This is a genomic window from Hymenobacter mucosus, from assembly GCF_900188255.1.
Taxonomy (GTDB): domain Bacteria; phylum Bacteroidota; class Bacteroidia; order Cytophagales; family Hymenobacteraceae; genus Hymenobacter; species Hymenobacter mucosus.
This window is the reverse complement of record NZ_FZNS01000004.1, coordinates 466140-479224: the sequence shown is the minus strand read 5'-3', so window position 1 is coordinate 479224 and position 13085 is coordinate 466140. Positions and strand designations below refer to the sequence as shown.

At 55.1% G+C, this 13085-nt stretch carries 16 protein-coding genes; 6 read left to right on the top strand and 10 right to left on the bottom strand.

Features of this window, described 5'->3' with window-relative positions; translation table 11 throughout:
* Positions 1-121 precede the first annotated feature (121 nt).
* Positions 122-1561, top strand: coding sequence for a M48 family metalloprotease (locus tag CHB83_RS11990; protein WP_089332788.1), 1440 nt, complete (start codon positions 122-124; stop codon positions 1559-1561).
* Between the two features lie 225 nt (positions 1562-1786).
* Here the strand turns inward: CHB83_RS11990 and CHB83_RS11985 are convergent, their stop codons facing one another.
* From CHB83_RS11985 to CHB83_RS11975, 3 genes are all read right to left on the bottom strand, one after another.
* Entirely contained in the window at positions 1787-1996 is a 210-nt protein-coding gene (locus tag CHB83_RS11985; RefSeq protein WP_045687720.1) for an alkylphosphonate utilization protein, read from the bottom strand.
* Between the two features lie 26 nt (positions 1997-2022).
* The gene (ychF, locus tag CHB83_RS11980; protein WP_089332787.1) at positions 2023-3120 is read right to left on the bottom strand and encodes a redox-regulated ATPase YchF; all 1098 of its coding nucleotides are present in this window, start codon (positions 3118-3120) and stop codon (positions 2023-2025) included.
* Between the two features lie 281 nt (positions 3121-3401).
* A complete protein-coding gene (locus tag CHB83_RS11975) occupies positions 3402-3749 on the bottom strand; it encodes a DUF3276 family protein (RefSeq protein WP_045687718.1) in 348 nt (115 codons plus the stop codon).
* A gap of 346 nt (positions 3750-4095) precedes the next feature.
* Here CHB83_RS11975 and CHB83_RS11970 point away from each other — a divergent pair, with 346 nt between their 5' ends.
* Together CHB83_RS11970 and CHB83_RS11965 are read left to right on the top strand one after the other, a co-directional pair.
* Positions 4096-5016, top strand: coding sequence for a DUF58 domain-containing protein (locus CHB83_RS11970; protein WP_089332786.1), 921 nt, complete (start codon positions 4096-4098; stop codon positions 5014-5016).
* A gap of 12 nt (positions 5017-5028) precedes the next feature.
* A complete protein-coding gene (locus CHB83_RS11965; RefSeq protein ID WP_045687716.1) occupies positions 5029-5316 on the top strand; it encodes a hypothetical protein in 288 nt (95 codons plus the stop codon).
* On the opposite strand, the gene CHB83_RS11960 is transcribed toward CHB83_RS11965, so the two are convergent.
* The 4 genes from CHB83_RS11960 to CHB83_RS11945 form a co-directional block, all read right to left on the bottom strand.
* On the bottom strand, positions 5313-5942 hold the full coding sequence (locus CHB83_RS11960) for a DNA-3-methyladenine glycosylase family protein (RefSeq protein WP_045687715.1): 630 nt from the start codon (positions 5940-5942) through the stop codon (positions 5313-5315). The two genes, CHB83_RS11965 and CHB83_RS11960, sit on opposite strands and share 4 nt — an antisense overlap.
* A gap of 59 nt (positions 5943-6001) precedes the next feature.
* The gene (locus tag CHB83_RS11955; RefSeq protein ID WP_089332785.1) at positions 6002-6646 is read right to left on the bottom strand and encodes a metallophosphoesterase; all 645 of its coding nucleotides are present in this window, start codon (positions 6644-6646) and stop codon (positions 6002-6004) included.
* A 28-nt stretch (positions 6647-6674) separates the two neighbouring features.
* Positions 6675-7940: a cation:proton antiporter gene (locus CHB83_RS11950; protein ID WP_089332784.1), complete on the bottom strand. Its 1266-nt coding sequence runs from the start codon at positions 7938-7940 to the stop codon at positions 6675-6677.
* A gap of 175 nt (positions 7941-8115) precedes the next feature.
* Positions 8116-9147, bottom strand: coding sequence for a threonine aldolase family protein (locus CHB83_RS11945; protein ID WP_089332783.1), 1032 nt, complete (start codon positions 9145-9147; stop codon positions 8116-8118).
* Positions 9148-9243: 96 nt separating this feature from the next.
* Here CHB83_RS11945 and CHB83_RS23815 point away from each other — a divergent pair, with 96 nt between their 5' ends.
* Entirely contained in the window at positions 9244-9414 is a 171-nt protein-coding gene (locus CHB83_RS23815) for a hypothetical protein (RefSeq protein WP_173664780.1), read from the top strand.
* A gap of 144 nt (positions 9415-9558) precedes the next feature.
* On the opposite strand, the gene CHB83_RS11940 is transcribed toward CHB83_RS23815, so the two are convergent.
* A complete protein-coding gene (locus tag CHB83_RS11940) occupies positions 9559-10062 on the bottom strand; it encodes a metallophosphoesterase family protein (RefSeq protein WP_089332782.1) in 504 nt (167 codons plus the stop codon).
* Between the two features lie 300 nt (positions 10063-10362).
* On the opposite strand from CHB83_RS11940, the gene CHB83_RS11935 reads away from it, so the two are divergent.
* Both CHB83_RS11935 and CHB83_RS11930 read left to right on the top strand, forming a co-directional pair.
* Positions 10363-11064 carry an NUDIX hydrolase gene (locus CHB83_RS11935; RefSeq protein WP_045687711.1) on the top strand — a complete coding sequence of 234 codons (702 nt, stop codon included), beginning with the start codon at positions 10363-10365 and terminating at the stop codon, positions 11062-11064.
* Between the two features lie 52 nt (positions 11065-11116).
* A complete protein-coding gene (locus tag CHB83_RS11930; protein WP_089332781.1) occupies positions 11117-11569 on the top strand; it encodes a hypothetical protein in 453 nt (150 codons plus the stop codon).
* 23 nt (positions 11570-11592) lie between these two features.
* Here the strand turns inward: CHB83_RS11930 and coaD are convergent, their stop codons facing one another.
* Together coaD and CHB83_RS11920 are read right to left on the bottom strand one after the other, a co-directional pair.
* Positions 11593-12066: a pantetheine-phosphate adenylyltransferase gene (coaD, locus tag CHB83_RS11925; RefSeq protein WP_089332780.1), complete on the bottom strand. Its 474-nt coding sequence runs from the start codon at positions 12064-12066 to the stop codon at positions 11593-11595.
* Between the two features lie 73 nt (positions 12067-12139).
* Entirely contained in the window at positions 12140-13012 is an 873-nt protein-coding gene (locus CHB83_RS11920) for a DUF3822 family protein (protein WP_089332779.1), read from the bottom strand.
* Positions 13013-13085: the final 73 nt, after the last annotated feature.

Sequence of the window (13085 nt, the reverse complement as noted above, 5' to 3'; positions counted from 1 at the left end):
GCCAAATCGGCATGGAATTGGTCTATATGGATAAGCGAAGTAGCGCTTCTGTAACCTTGCAGCCGCCGCGCTTCGTTGCAGGCGTATTCCTACTCCTGTTACCACCACTAGCTCTCTCTCCATGCAACCCATCCTCACCTCCGTTTTGCGTACCGGCGCTACGCTAGCGCTTCTCCTGCCTCTGGGAGGCTCCCGGCTACCCGCTCCCCGTACCTCCCTACCCGTACAGGGTGCCCAACCCGACCCACAGGTAATTGCCCAGTTTGGCCTGCTCGATAACTCCAAGCTTCAGAGTTACATTGATAGCAAGGGCATGCAGATGGGCAAGATATCCGACCGTCCCGCTGATGTCAAAGGGTTTACCATTGTCGATTCACCCATCATTAACGCCTTTGCTACCCCCGACGGGCACGTGTACTTCACGCGGGGCATCATGGCCCACTTCAACAATGAAGCTCAGTTTAGTGGAGTTCTCGGCCACGAAATAGGCCACATTACGGCCCGCCACGGCCAAAAGCAGCAAACCCGCTCCACCATTGCCAATGGCGCCCTCATTCTGGGCTCCATACTCTCACGGCGCGTTGCGGCCCTAGCTCAGCCGGCCTCGCAGGTAGTAGGTCTCGGCCTGCTCAAATACGGCCGCGACGACGAAAACGAATCGGATAAGCTGGGCGTGAAGTACTCCAGTAAAATTGGGTACGATCCGTCTTCTATGGCTGATTTCTTCCTGACTTTGCAGCGCACCGAGCAAAGCAGTGGTGTCGCCACAGTGCCCACATTCCTGTCATCACACCCCAACTCCGCCGACCGGTACCAGAACGTGAAAAAGTTGGCCCAGCAAGCCGAGCAGCAGGCCGGTCGGCAGCTAGCCGTCAACCGCGACCAGTACTTGCGCATGATTGAGGGCTTGCCCTACGGCGACAACCCCCGCGAGGGCTACGTGGAAAATAGCGTCTTCTACCACCCCGACCTGAAATTCCAGTTTCCTGTGCCCCAGGGTTGGAAGTCGCAGAATTCGCCCAGCCAGTTTCAGATGGCCGAGCCCAACGGCAAAGCCGTAATAGTGCTCCTACCCGCCGGCAATAAGTCCTTGGATGAAACGGCGCAGGCGTTGGCCCAGCAGCTTAAGCTTCAAAATGCCCAAGCCAGCCGCACCACCGTAAATAGCTTCCCTGCCGTGGTAATCCAAGGTGACCAGGTAGGGCAAGATCAGCAAACCGGCCAGCAGGGCATCACGGCCAGCACCTTGTCCTACGTCATCCAAGACGGCCAAACGCTCTACGCCTTGGTTGGGCTCTGCGGCCCCGGTACGCTGAACACCTATGGTGGTACTTTCCAGAATGTGGCCCAGGGCTTCCGTCGCCTCACCGATGCCAACAAGATCAACCGCCAACCTGAGCGCGTGCGCATCAAAACTGCCAAAGCTGGCCAAACGCTGGCCTCAGCTCTTGCGGCCAATGGCGTTCCGTCGAAGCGCTACGAGGAAATGGCCATTCTGAATGGTATGAAAACCACCGATAAAATGACGGCGGGCATGTTGTTTAAAGTGGTAGGCAAGTAGTTTATTGGCTGTTACACGCATTAGAAAAGCCAGACCTCAAGTTTTGAGGTGTGGCTTTTCTATCACCAATTGGATGCTCGTCTGTTCCTTTTCGGAGTTCAGTTCAACCGGATGCGCTATTCAGTTAGATGTTGATGACTCCCACCTATTAGCATAAACTCAAAGCGCCCCGGCCGCACTAGTCGACCGGGGCGCTTTTCCTATAGAACTTCGAGAGAAACGGCGTTATGCCTTCTTCAGGAACTCTGTTTTGATGACCAGAACGGTTCCGCCGGCTTTGCCTTCAATCTCGGCGGGGCTGTTGGTAAGCCGGATGTTCTTGATGACGGTGCCGCGCTTGAGGGCCTGCGCAATGCCCTTTACTTTCAGGTCTTTGGTGATGGTAACCGAATCGCCTTCCGCGAGGAGGTTGCCGTTGCTATCTTTTACTTCCATGATGCCAGAGGTTAGCCCGTCAGTTGTTACACGTTGAAGCGGAAGTGCATGATGTCGCCATCCTGCACCACGTACTCTTTGCCTTCTACGGCCATCTTACCAGCTTCCTTAATCTTCACTTCCGTCTTGTACTCTTGGTAGTCGGCCAGCTTGATTACCTCGGCGCGAATAAAGCCTTTCTCGAAGTCGGAGTGGATAACACCAGCGGCCGCGGGGGCTTTGTCGCCCTTATGAATGGTCCAGGCACGTACTTCCTGTACGCCAGCCGTGAAGTAAGTAATTAGGTTGAGCAGGGAGTAGGATGCCCGAATCAGGCGGTTCAGGCCCGACTCGGTGAGGCCGTACTCGGCCAAAAACATTTCCTTTTCCTCGGGGTCTTCCATCTCCGCAATCTGCGACTCAATGGCTGCCGATACGAGTACTACTTCGGCGCCTTCCTGGGCTACGTGGGCCTGGAGAGCTGCCGTGTGGGCATTGCTCGTAGTGATGCTGGCCTCGTCCACATTGGCCACGTAGATAACCGGCTTAATGGTGAGGAGTTGCAGATCGGCTACGGCTTCCAGTTCCTCGGGGGTAGCCGACACGGCGCGGGCATTTTGGCCCGCTTCCAGCGCCTCCTTGAAGCGCTGTAGGGCTACTACTTCCTTCTTGGCCTGCGCATCGCCGCTCTTCGCGCTACGCTCGGCCTTGGCCAGCTTCTTATCCACGCTCTCCAAATCTTTGATTTGCAGCTCCGTGTCAATAACATCCTTGTCGAATACTGGGTCAACGCCACCGGCTACGTGCACAATGTTGGGGTCGTCGAAGCAGCGCACCACGTGGATGATGGCATCCACCTCGCGGATGTTAGCCAGGAATTTATTGCCCAGACCCTCGCCCTTAGAAGCACCTTTCACGAGACCCGCAATATCTACGAACTCAATGATGGTTGGCAGTACCCGCTTGGGGTTTACGAGTGCTTCCAAAATCTGAAGCCGCTCGTCGGGCACCGTAATCACGCCCACATTCGGCTCAATGGTGCAGAAGGGGTAGTTGGCCGACTCGGCCTTGGCATTGGAAAGAGCGTTGAAAAGCGTGGATTTGCCGACGTTCGGCAGGCCGACGATACCGCAGCGGAGACCCATATACTGAAATGGTGAAGTAGTGGAATGGTGAAGTAGGCCCGCGGCCCACTTCGAGGGGCAAAGGTACGGGGCTTTTTTGGGGAAAGCACGGGCTAAACAACTTGTCCTCCCTTCGCTGGCGTCGGCCGGTGGCAGCAACCAGTGAAAGAAGGACAAGTAACGTGAAGTGCCTCACAAACCACGACGGCGCGCCATGGCTGAAACCGGGCGCGCCGTGCGGTGGGAAGCGGTAATAAAACAGCGTAGTAGACAGTGTTTCGCTAGACTTCCGAATTAAAAGGTTAATAATTCTCCTCAGCGCGGCTATAGCCACCATCGCGGCCATCAGCGTCGTAGGCAGGGCGAGGACGGTCCAACTCGGCCACTTCCTCGGGGGTTAGCAACTCCTCACGGACGTAATCTACGGCATCCTGCAAGGCATCCACGAACTTCAAAAAGTCTTCCTTGTAAAGGAAGATCTTGTGCTTCTCGTAGGAGAAAGTATCATCGTCGCGCAAACGACGCTTGCTTTCTGTGATGGTCAGATAATAATCCTGGCCGCGGGTGGCTTTTACGTCAAAAAAGTACGTGCGCTTGCCAGCCTTAATGCGTTGGGAGTAAATTTCTTCCTGGTCGTGACGGTCTTCCACAGGGCCTTCTGGTAAATTTTATTATTCTAAGATGGTTGAAGTTCAGCGCAAAATAAAGCGTTTCAGTTAGATATAAAAATTTTAAGTCTGGCAATTTACTGTTTTACGGCCAAATAAACACAAAAAAGTACGCGTATGGCTCAAAAAAGCCGCTGGATGCATTTAAACGGCAAAAACCGAAGCTGGGATAAAAACAAGATTATATCTTTTTTTCTGTATATCCTTCTAAAATCATATTGGGTTAGCACGGGGAACAAATACAGGCGCTACTCTCTTGCATGTAGCAGGGTAGGGGTGCAGTGTCCGGGTTCTGGCGTACCTTGTTCTTCCCTGCTTTCTAACCTATATGGCTCAACCCCTCGATTTGGCGGCGGTCCGCTCCTTTGAAAACTTAGAATTTCTGGCGCGGCAGCTCGTAGAAGGCTTCATTACGGGACTACACCAGTCGCCCTACCACGGGTTTTCGGTGGAGTTCTCCGAGCATCGCCTCTACAACCCCGGCGAAAGCACCCGCCACCTCGATTGGAAGGTGCTAGCCCGCACGGATAAGCTCTTTGTAAAGCGCTACGAGGAAGAAACCAACTTGCGCTGCCACCTGCTGCTAGACGTGAGCCCGAGCATGTACTACCCAGCGCCGGGACACGACAAGTTGCGTTTCTCTATTTTGTGCGCGGCGGCTATTACTACACTCTTGCAAAAGCAGCGCGATGCCGTTGGGCTCGTTACGTTTGCTGAGCAAGTAGAGCTGCAAACTCCCGTGCGCTCCACCAGTACGCATCGGCACACCTTGCTTCTTACACTACAGCAGCTGTTGGAACGCACGGTGTCCGCTCGCAAGGCCACAACTGATGTAGCTGGAGTTATTCATCAGATTGCCCAGCAAATTCCGAAGCGTTCCTTGGTGGTGCTGTTTTCAGATATGCTGGGCCGAGCTCCGGAAGAACAGGCCGAGGCGCTGGCTGCCCTGCAACACTTGCGCCACCAGCACCACGAGGTGCTTCTCTTTCACGTGATGGATCGGGCCACCGAAGCAGACTTTAGCTTTTCTGACCGGCCCTACGTGTTTGAAGACTTGGAAACGGGTCAACTGGTAAAGTTGCAGCCCAACCAAGTGCGCGAGCAGTACCGCGCCGCCATGCAACAATACGAGCACGAGCTAGCGTTGCGGTGCGGGCAGTATAAGATTGATTTTGTGCCCGTCGATATTCGTGAACCGTTCGATAAAGTGCTCTACGCTTACCTAGTGAAGCGCGGGAAAGTACGGTAAGAAGAGAACCATATGAATTTGCACAACCCCTCGGGTATTACCATCCTGGCCGCCGCACTAGCGTTGTTGCTGCCGGCTCTTATAACCGTTTATGTTGCCCGCATGTACGGCCGCTCGGGTTGGCGCTGGCTGCTGATAGCCTTGGTGTTGCCTTTCGTGTCGGTGTTTTTGATTATGGCCCTCGTAAGCCGGGAGAGCCGGCAGGCCGAGGCAGAAGAAGACGCCCGCCGCCAAGCGGAAAGAGCCTCCCGCCGGCCTAAGTCGGGAGTTTCTCCTTCACCCACCGACCCAATCAGCTAGTACGACTCTGCCGGCGTATTATCTAAAGACTGCCACAAGTACTTGCTGGCCAAGGTGCGGTAGGGCCGCCAGGGCTCGGCTAGCTCCGTCATGCGGCGCAGTAGGGCACGACCAGTTTCGGGCAACTCGTAGTGGCGGCGCATGGCATTCTGAATTCCTAAGTCGCCCTCGGGAAATACGTCGGGTTGGTCTAAGGCAAACATCTGTAGCATTTGCGCAGTCCAGCGTCCTACGCCCTTTATTTGCGTGAGGTGGGTAGTGAAGCTTTCGGCGTCGAGTTGGCTCAGGTGAGCGTGGTCTAGCTGGTTGCGTTGGGCAAAGTCGGCAATGGCTCGCAAGTAGCCTGCTTTTTGGCGCGAAATGCCCGCAGCCCGTAGGTCCTCATCCGTGAGCAGTAGCACGACGGCTGGCTCGGGGTAGCCATCGGGCGGGAATAAGGCTTGCACCTTCCGCCAGATGGCCGCCGCTGCCTTGGTAGATATTTGCTGGCCTACGATAGCCCGAAGCAGCGCTAAGTATAAGTCTTCGTGCGGAGCGGGAATGATAGGCTGCCCTTGCGCAATGAGCCGAGCCATCACGGGGTCGGCTTGGGCAAGGTGATGCAGGGCATCAGGAGAGGTAGGCATGGACGAGGAGACGGGTAAGCTATCAGATTATCAGTTAGGGAGGGGTGACCCTGCCAGCACTAGGCAATATCGATAGGGAGCGTAGGAACGAAAAATTCGTCGAGCAGCTCCCCCGTAGCAGACAAGCGCAGCGCCGTGAGGTTCTGCCCCAGATACGCCCCGGTGTCAATGTTACACACGTTGGCCACGCGGTCAAACGCTGGCTGGCCTTGGGTAGGCGTGTGGCCGATAATCTGGCGTTTGCCCTTATTAGTGAGTGGCCCCCGCCGCCACAAAACGCCGTTAGCGTTATCTAGGTCAAGTGGATTGGGTGTATCGGCAAAGCCAGCATGACTAATGAGCAAGTGCTCGTTTGTCCAGAATAGAGGATGCTGTTTGATCCAGGCTAGGTGCTCTTGTAAGAGTGACGGGCGGCCTTGATACTGCTGGGCCGTAACGCGGCCGCCCCAACGCAACCAATTAGCGTTTGGGCCATTAGGGGCGTAGTGTTTCAGCATTTCGTGCTCGTGGTTGCCGAGCAAAAACACAGTTGGGCCCTGGGTTTCAAGAGTGCGGGCCAGCTCTAAGCATTCCAGGGAATAATTGCCCCGGTCAACTATGTCGCCGGTTTGCACCAGTAGTTCCGTAGCCGGTTGCCAGTGTTTTATCAGTTCCTGTAGGGTGTGGAAACACCCATGCACATCGCCAATCACAAACAGATTCATACCCAACCAACAAGTGTAACAATAGACGCTAATGCGAAGCGGGCGAAGAATCAGCGGTGGTGCTGAGCCCTAACCTCTTCACCAACGGCCCGATAGTAAGCCCCTGCACCACGATGCTGAACACCACTACTACATACGTAATGCCCACCAATAGGTCGCGGGGCATGGCTGGGGTGAGGGACAAGGCCAGCGCCACGGAGATGCCACCCCGCAAGCCGCCCCAGGTAAGAATGCGCAACGTGGAGCGGTCAAAGTGATAGCGCCGGCGAAGTAGGCCCAAGGGTACTCCTACGGATATAGCCCGTGCCAGCAGTACAACCAAGACTGCTAACGCGCCCACGAGTAGCACGGTGCGGCTAATGTTGAGCACCAGCATCTCAAGGCCAATCAGTACGAAGAGCATGGCGTTAAGCACTTCATCCAGCAGTTCCCAAAATTTATCCAGGTACTCCCGAGTAAGGTCCGACATGCCGTGCCGTCTGCCCTTGTCTCCCACAATTAGGCCTGCCACTACTATGGCCAGGGGGCCAGATGTATGGAGCGCCGTAGCTAGCGCCGTGCCCCCCGTCACCAGGGCCAGGGTAATAAGCACTTCTACCTGGTAGTGGTCGATGCTACGCAGAGCCCAGAAACCGGCGTAGCCGAGCATTGCCCCCAAGGCCATGCCTCCTACTGCTTCGCGCAGAAACAGCATGCCAATGGTGTTTAGGTCGCCGCTGGTACCAGCCTGAGCAATCTGAAATAAGCTCACGAAGACCACTACCGCAATACCATCATTGAAGAGCGACTCACCCACAATCTTGATTTCCAGAGAAGCTGGAATGCGAGCTTCTTTCAGAATGCCCAGTACCGCAATGGGGTCGGTGGGAGAAATGAGGGCACCAAACAGCAGGCAATAAATAAACTCGGTGGGTAGCCCAAACAAAGGGAGTAGGCCATACATAGCACCCGCTACCAGCACCGTAGAAACCAGAGTGCCCACGGAGGCCAGTATGGCAACGGGAAGCCTTTCTTGGCCCAGAGTGCGAACGTCTACGTGCAAGGCGCCAGCAAACAGCAAGAAGCTAAGCATCACCTGCATAAGCACCGTATGAAAGTCAATGCGCTGTACCAGCTGACTTACCGTTACTACCCACGGGACCCCCAAGCGGCCCAGCCCAATGGCTACCAACGAGGAGAGCAGGGCCAGTATCATGAGGCCAATAGTGGAGGGGAGCCGCAAGAAGCGGTGGTTGACGTAGCCAAACAAGGCCGCTACCACAAGCAGTACTGCAAACGTATTATATAGCTCCATGCAACCAGTTAGTAATCAGAAAGAAGTAAGCTGATTACCAAGGTTTGAGCGCGCCTGCAATACCAGGAAACCGCGCACCGTTGGGTCAGCTAGCTAATCGGAAACCACTCCGTACTTCGGAGTAGCCCAAGTCTGTCAACGGTACGCGGTCTGGCAAGGACGTGTTGTCCGGAGCTTACTGACCCATGGTGCCTAGTACTTCTTCTACCCGGCTGATTTTGGCGTCGTCCACATCTAGGTGCGTGACGAATCGAATCATTTGGGGCCCGAATGAAGAGGCCTTAATACCCTGTTGCTCTAGGTGCGACAGGAATTGCTCGGCAGGAAGGGTGTCTTGTAGGCGGAAAATAACCAGGTTGGTTTCCACCGGTAGCACCTCGGCCACGTACGGCTGAGCAGCTAAGGTGCTACCTAGTTGGCGGGCACGGCGGTGGTCATCGGCTAGGCGGTCCACGTTGTTTTCGAGGGCATAGAGACCTGCTGCGGCGAGGTAGCCCGCCTGGCGCATACCCCCACCCATGACTTTACGAATCCGCTTCGTTTTCTGAATGAACTGCTTGCTGCCCAGCAGCACCGAACCAACCGGAGCGCCCAGGCCCTTGGATAGGCACACCGAAATTGTGTCGAACAGGCGGCCATACTCTGCTGCATCCTGGCTCGTAGCTACCAAGGCGTTAAAAATGCGGGCGCCATCTAGGTGCAGGGGAATGCTGTGGCGCTGGGCCACCTCCGCAATGGCGGCAATGTCGGCCAGATCGTAGCAGCTACCCCCGCCGCGGTTGTGGGTATTTTCAAGCGAGATGAGGCTGGTAGTAGGGTAGTGAATGTTAACCGGCCGAATGGCTGTTTCTACCTGAGCGGCCGTGAGACGCCCTTGCCGGCCCGGCAGTAGCGCTACTGAGGCCCCCGAGTGAAAAGCAATGCCGCCTACTTCCCAGAGGTAGATGTGCGAGTTCTGCTCACAAATAACCTCCGATAGTGGCTCAGTGTGAGCCTTGATGGCAATTTGGTTGGTCATGGTGCCGGAAGGACAGAACAAACCGGCTTCCAAGCCAAAGCGGGCAGCAGCTTCCTGCTCTAGTGCCCGCACCGTGGGGTCTTCATCATATACGTCGTCGCCGACGGGGGCGCGGAACATGGCTTCCAGCATGGCTGGGGTAGGGCGCGTCACGGTATCAGAGCGCAGATCAATCAAGGAATCAGTCATCAGGTTGGAAGGGAAAAATGGGAAAGGTTTCCCGGTTTCAAATTTAGTCGTTACTTTTGCCCCTCATTTACAAAAGACCTAAACCGACCCGGAAAAATGAGCGTTACCCGTCTGAAGCGGAAGCACCGCAAGAACATTGCCCGCGCTAACAACAAGCAGCGCATCATCAAGCAACTGCTACTCACTCCCGTTCTGAAGAACGTAGACGTTGAGGAGCTGAAAGCCCGTTTCCCCCAGGGCGCAGCCAAGACCGAAGCCGCCGCCTAACCCGGACTTCGCGTCTGGCGTCCCTCCCCCCGGTGTCGGTGGGCTCCAGTCAGAAATTTCAAAAGCGCCTTTTCTCGCCGAGAAGGCGCTTTTTTGTGCCCTGGTAGGCCGTTCTCCCCATGGGCTAACAGCTAGGGGTATCTTCTACTTTCCTACTCGCGGCCCTAGCTCAATGGCTTGCAGCTGCTGCACCTTGCCATTTTCTACCTCAAAGCGCAGCATCGTACGCAATTTATGAAAGCCGTGGCGGCCCGCTGCCCCTGGGTTAAGATGAAGCAAGCCCAGCCGAGGATCGGGCATAACTTTTAGAATGTGCGAGTGGCCGCTGATAAACAAGCCGGGCCGTTCTTGCCGCACCAGCAGGTTCGCCTCGGGGCTGTAGCGGCCTGGATAGCCCCCAATGTGCGTCATAAGTACCCGTAGGCCTTCCAGCTCAAAGTTCTGTACCAAGGGCTGCGTCAGGCGCACGTCGCGGCCATCAATGTTGCCATATACCCCGCGCAGGGGCGCTAAGACGGATAATTCTTCTGCCACGGCGGCCGTTCCGAAGTCACCGGCGTGCCAAATTTCGTCGCATTCGCGCAAATGATGCAGAATCCGGTCGTCGAGGTAGCTGTGAGTGTCAGAGAGTAGGCCAATTTTTTTCATGAGGTGAAGGTAAACGCAAGCAGCGTAGGTAGCAGGTAGAGTGGCTGGATACGCGTATACGAGGTTATGGGGTGAGCAGTAGTGGGTTGCTGGCGGCGCAAAAGTGCTACGCGTGACCTCCAAAAGCAGCCTCCTTTAGTGCTACATTTCCTGGCTTAGCACTTCCTCTTAACATCTACACAACACAACGGCAGACATCCCGTATCTTGCCCGACCCAGTAGACGTTTTCGTTTTCGGGGAAATATGCTGTGCTTTGCAGCAGACCGGTCTTAGTTTTTGCCCTCCAGATTACCCCCGCGATGAACGTTTTCATCAACGATATTCCGCTGATTATCAAAAAGAACAGCGAGAAGATATACAAGCACAAGTACGACCTGATTCTAAATCCGGAGGATGAGTTTATTTCCAAGGATTTAGTAGGGGATGTGCTCGTACGTGACGTTACGGACGTATTCATTGACCGGCTGCTACGGCTAATGGAAGTGAAGAAGCTGAAAAAGCTACGCTCGTTGACGCTGCTGGCCCGCAAGAAAAACCGCCTGATCCTGCACCTGAAGGATCAGTTCAAGATTGTGAAGGCAGCTGGTGGCTTGGTAGTGAAAGATGGCCTAGTGCTGATGATTTTTCGCCTTGGCAAGTGGGATTTGCCTAAGGGCAAGCTTAAGAAGGAAGAGGATCCTTCCCTAGGCGCCTTGCGCGAGGTAGAGGAGGAATGCAACATTCAGATTGAACTAGGAGAAAAGCTGCCTAGTACTTGGCACTCCTACGCCTACAACGGCAACAAAATTCTCAAAAAAACGAATTGGTATATCATGCGGTGTCTAGACGACTCGCTGATGAAGCCCCAAGCTGAAGAGTACATTGAGGAAGTGCGGTGGATGACGCCTCAGCAGGCACTAGCTGTTCTAGACGAGTCGTATGCCAGCATTGCCTTGGTCGTACGGCATTACCTCAGCGAAACAGCTGGCCAAGCCCCTGCCGACCACGAGTCCATGAAGTAGCGTTACGTTTTGTTGTTTGTTTATGCGCCCCTGCTATTACCTTTCCCCCCTAATGTTACTAGCTGGCTTGGGCGCCTGCACAGGCACACAAACCAAAACCGAGAACAACAATCCGAACTCTACCCGTACAGAATCGACCCGGGCGGCTACACTTGATGTGCCCCTGCTCATTGGGCACACCATTGACCAAGTGCGCCGTTCCCTCGGGCCGCCGAAGGAAACCAAGGATCAGGAAGTTGGCATAGAGCCTACTAGTGAGCAGATGCAGAAGACGAACGGGGAAGACTGGGTCAACACGTTCGAGCGCAATGGCCTCACAATCGTTGTCACGTTTAATGCCCGCACCCGTAAAGTGCGCGACTTAGTGCTCATTGGCAGTGACGAAGACCAACTGCTACGCGCTGGCAATCTGAGCCTCACGGACCCAGACTATATCATCCTGCCCGTGGCTCACCCGGAGAGTAGCCAGGCTATTTTGGGGGTGCGGATAGTCGCCCGCAAGTAGGTAGCAGCTGCCGCTACCTACTGCTAGTTGTCTTGCTGGAAGGCAGGGAGCGAAAACGGTACAAAGTCGTTCACATTACCCCCGAACCGATGAATCTCGCGGATAATAGTGCTGCTGATGGCCGCTAGAGCAGGTGAGGTAATCAGAAAAACCGTTTCTAGCTCCGGGTTTACGTGCCGATTAGCCTGGGCAATGGTATTCTCATACTCGAAGTCGGTGGTGTTGCGCAGGCCGCGCAGCAGGAACCGGGCTCCAGTTTCACGGGCAAAGTCCGCGGTAAGTCCCTTGTACGTGCGTACAGTCACTCTAGGCTCGTTATGAAATACTCCCTCAATCAACCCCACCATTTGCTGGATAGGTAGATAGCGTTGTTTGCTGCTGTTGTTGCCAATGGCTACAATTACCTCATCGAACAGCGTCACTCCACGTCGCACTACATCAAGGTGCCCGTTAGTAAAAGGATCAAAGGAGCCGGGAAATAGAGCGATACGCATCAGAATGGGAGAGGGAGTGAAAAAAGAGTACTAATGGCTGATGCCAGAGGCCGCAGATCTTTTTCGTGCTAATAAGTTATTCGCACAGATGCAGGGCGTATAGCTCAAAAAAGCGGTACTCAAAAACGTCGTTGAGGCGGTAGCTATAGCCTACGTCGAAGGGACGATTGCCGAAGCGGATGTTGCGAATGTATTTGCGCAGCACCGTAAACAGCTCCGAGTCGTGCATCAGGTCGCCCCAGACTACTACTGCATCTTGGTCGGGGTTGAGCTGTAGCTCTTGCATAACCAAGATGGTGTAGTAAATAAGGTCCTCGGCCGTGCTGAACGGGAAGACATTGCAGAACTCCGGGCGCTTATCGCGCACGGCCAGGAGCGTCACTTCCTGCTGCCCAATGCTGAGGTAAATGCGCCGCGGGGCAGCCTGCTCGCTCTGGTGTACTACGCCCGTAAGCAAGGCACTGGTTTGGTGTAGAAACTGCCCGCTTGGGTAGGTGTAGTGAAACCACTCTGACAAGGCTTTCTCCGCCGCAAAAATGCTGACGATATCGAGGCTGGAGTGGGTATAGTGCCCTACAGTTTCGTGCTGGGTATCGAGAGTGTGGTGGAGCTGTAAATAGGCACTCTCATCACCAGTTCGGAACAAAGGCGCGGGCAGCAGCGTGAAATAGCGGTTTTGCACTGCCAGCCGTACGCGGTTCCAGCCAGCTTGCCCTACTAGGTCGTGCTGCGTGGCAAGGGCTTGCAGCTGCGCAGCCAATGATACGGCCGGTACGGCGGGGTAATCTTCTAGCACCACGAACTTATTACGGCGCACATCGGCCACACCCACGCGCAGTCCGGTGGAGCCAGCCGTAAGATATAAGTTGTACGCAGCTAGCTGATCAGGGGCCAGCGTTTCATCGCGCAAGCGGTATAAGGCAGCAGGCAAGGAAACAGCAGCAGACATGGGAGCAACGGGAAAAGCAGACACAGACACGATGGCAGGCGAATAACGGGCCGCTAAAGGTACAAAAGCCCAG

Bases quoted from the DNA above. Each gene is read 5' to 3' on its own strand.
- CHB83_RS11960 (WP_045687715.1), bottom strand. From the start codon at position 5,942: ATGCCTACCTCTCCTGATGCCCTGCATCACCTTGCCCAAGCCGACCCC.
- CHB83_RS11940 (WP_089332782.1), bottom strand. From the start codon at position 10,062: ATGAAAAAAATTGGCCTACTCTCTGACACTCACAGCTACCTCGACGAC.
- CHB83_RS11965 (WP_045687716.1), top strand. From the start codon at position 5,029: ATGAATTTGCACAACCCCTCGGGTATTACCATCCTGGCCGCCGCACTA.
- CHB83_RS11955 (WP_089332785.1), bottom strand. From the start codon at position 6,646: ATGAATCTGTTTGTGATTGGCGATGTGCATGGGTGTTTCCACACCCTA.
- CHB83_RS11970 (WP_089332786.1), top strand. From the start codon at position 4,096: ATGGCTCAACCCCTCGATTTGGCGGCGGTCCGCTCCTTTGAAAACTTA.
- CHB83_RS11990 (WP_089332788.1), top strand. From the start codon at position 122: ATGCAACCCATCCTCACCTCCGTTTTGCGTACCGGCGCTACGCTAGCG.
- CHB83_RS11935 (WP_045687711.1), top strand. From the start codon at position 10,363: ATGAACGTTTTCATCAACGATATTCCGCTGATTATCAAAAAGAACAGC.
- CHB83_RS11920 (WP_089332779.1), bottom strand. From the start codon at position 13,012: ATGTCTGCTGCTGTTTCCTTGCCTGCTGCCTTATACCGCTTGCGCGAT.
- CHB83_RS23815 (WP_173664780.1), top strand. From the start codon at position 9,244: ATGAGCGTTACCCGTCTGAAGCGGAAGCACCGCAAGAACATTGCCCGC.
- CHB83_RS11930 (WP_089332781.1), top strand. From the start codon at position 11,117: ATGTTACTAGCTGGCTTGGGCGCCTGCACAGGCACACAAACCAAAACC.
- CHB83_RS11985 (WP_045687720.1), bottom strand. From the start codon at position 1,996: ATGGAAGTAAAAGATAGCAACGGCAACCTCCTCGCGGAAGGCGATTCG.
- CHB83_RS11950 (WP_089332784.1), bottom strand. From the start codon at position 7,940: ATGGAGCTATATAATACGTTTGCAGTACTGCTTGTGGTAGCGGCCTTG.
- ychF (WP_089332787.1), bottom strand. From the start codon at position 3,120: ATGGGTCTCCGCTGCGGTATCGTCGGCCTGCCGAACGTCGGCAAATCC.
- CHB83_RS11945 (WP_089332783.1), bottom strand. From the start codon at position 9,147: ATGACTGATTCCTTGATTGATCTGCGCTCTGATACCGTGACGCGCCCT.